Below are 1449 nucleotides of genomic sequence, written 5' to 3'. Positions count from 1 at the left end.
GGCTCTTCAACTTTGAGGGGGATGCCTCGCCTTATGCCGCTGGGTTGATCATGTGATGTGTGCATGCCAACCGTACGCGGCGGCGCTGGTTGTTGAGGTTTCGGAAGCCGAACGCCACGCGGGCGGCGTCCTTGATAAGGCGGTTTGTGCCTTCGGTCCGGGCGTTGGTGATGCCGCTGGTGATGAAGGCGAGCGTCTCGGGCCACCAGGCGTCGATGGTCTGGGCAAGCGTGATGAGCTCGGGGATGCCGGAGTCGGCGCACCAGGAGAAAAAGCGGGCCAGCCGGTGAGAGATAACCGATCGTGGCGCCTGGGTGCGGGCGCAGGCCAGCAAGGTCCGTAGTTCTTCCTTGGCGATCCACGCGGTGAGGATCTGTCCGCTGGGTTCATGGTCGATCAGGGCGTTCCACATCGTGGTGAAGCTGCGCTGGGACAGATGTTCACGGGCGCGCAGCAGGCGGCGCCGGTTGGCCCATTCGGGGTCGGTGGACCGTCCTCGGCGCCCGCGTTCCTCACGGGTAACGCGCTGGCGCACGGCGGTGAGGGCCTTGTTGGCCAGGGCGACGAGGTGGAAGTGGTCGACGACGATGGTGGCGTGCGGCAACGCGTGCTTGATGGCGGTGCGGTAGCAGGCGGCCGGGTCGATGGCCACCACCTGCACCGCTGCCGTCCACTGCGGGCCTCGAGCCTGCAGCCACTCGACCACCGCGGCACCGGTACGGCCCGCCGCCTGGCCGAGCAGTCCACCGCTGCCGGACAGATCGACGAAGTTGGTCTCGAAGGGCTCGCTCCGGGACCAGGTCGCAGTTGCCGGGTCTTTGAACCACTTGGGCTTGCCCCGGCGGGTCTCGTCGATGCCCAGTACTTGGGGAGGTTCTGGCTCGAGCAGGACGGCGTCGGCGTGGATGGCGAAGTGGCGATGGACCAGGGGCCAGCTGAGCCGGTACTGCCGGCCGACCGCCGCGACCGAGCGGCCCGAGGCGACCTGTGCTGCCGCCGCCCGGCACAGCCGGCCCGTCGTCCGGGCCCGGGGCGGGATCTCCGCGGTCGACTCGGTGAACGCCTTACGCGGGCACAGCTGCTCTGTGCAGGAGAACTGGCGTTTGTGCCATCGCACCTCGATCGGCTCCTCACCGTATGGCAGGTCGCGCGGGCGGGTCGTGCGCCGTTGTCGCACCGAGGTCGAGATGACACCGCATTCGGGGCAGGCCGCCCACTCCTCGGGGCGTTCGATATGCACCAGCCGTCCGGTTTTCCCGTCGTCATCGGCGACGCGTTCGACGTCCACCACCGTTATTTCCGGCATGCCGAACAGGATCGAAGTACTGTCGTTCACAGCCCGTGGCCCCCGCTCACTAACTGTCCTTGATCAACAGCCAGTGTTACGGGGCTGCGGGCTCTCGCCTATCAGGCCACGCCCACGAACTTCCCCCTCAAGATCGAAGAGCC

At 67.4% G+C, this 1449-nt stretch carries 1 protein-coding gene; it reads right to left on the bottom strand.

Annotated elements, in window-relative coordinates; all coding sequences use genetic code 11:
* Positions 1–31 precede the first annotated feature (31 nt).
* Complete coding sequence (locus AB0H21_RS40875) at positions 32–1306, bottom strand: ISL3 family transposase (RefSeq protein ID WP_358527482.1); 1275 nt, start codon at positions 1304–1306, stop codon at positions 32–34.
* Positions 1307–1449: the final 143 nt, after the last annotated feature.

The organism is Sphaerisporangium sp. NPDC051011, assembly GCF_040653595.1.
Taxonomy (GTDB): Bacteria; Actinomycetota; Actinomycetes; order Streptosporangiales; family Streptosporangiaceae; genus Sphaerisporangium.
The sequence above is the reverse complement of the archived record's forward strand: the minus strand, read 5'-3'. Positions and strand labels throughout refer to the sequence as shown.

Excerpts from the sequence above, each read along its gene's own strand:
- AB0H21_RS40875 (WP_358527482.1), bottom strand. The coding sequence starts at position 1,306 with ATGCCGGAAATAACGGTGGTGGACGTCGAACGCGTCGCCGATGACGAC.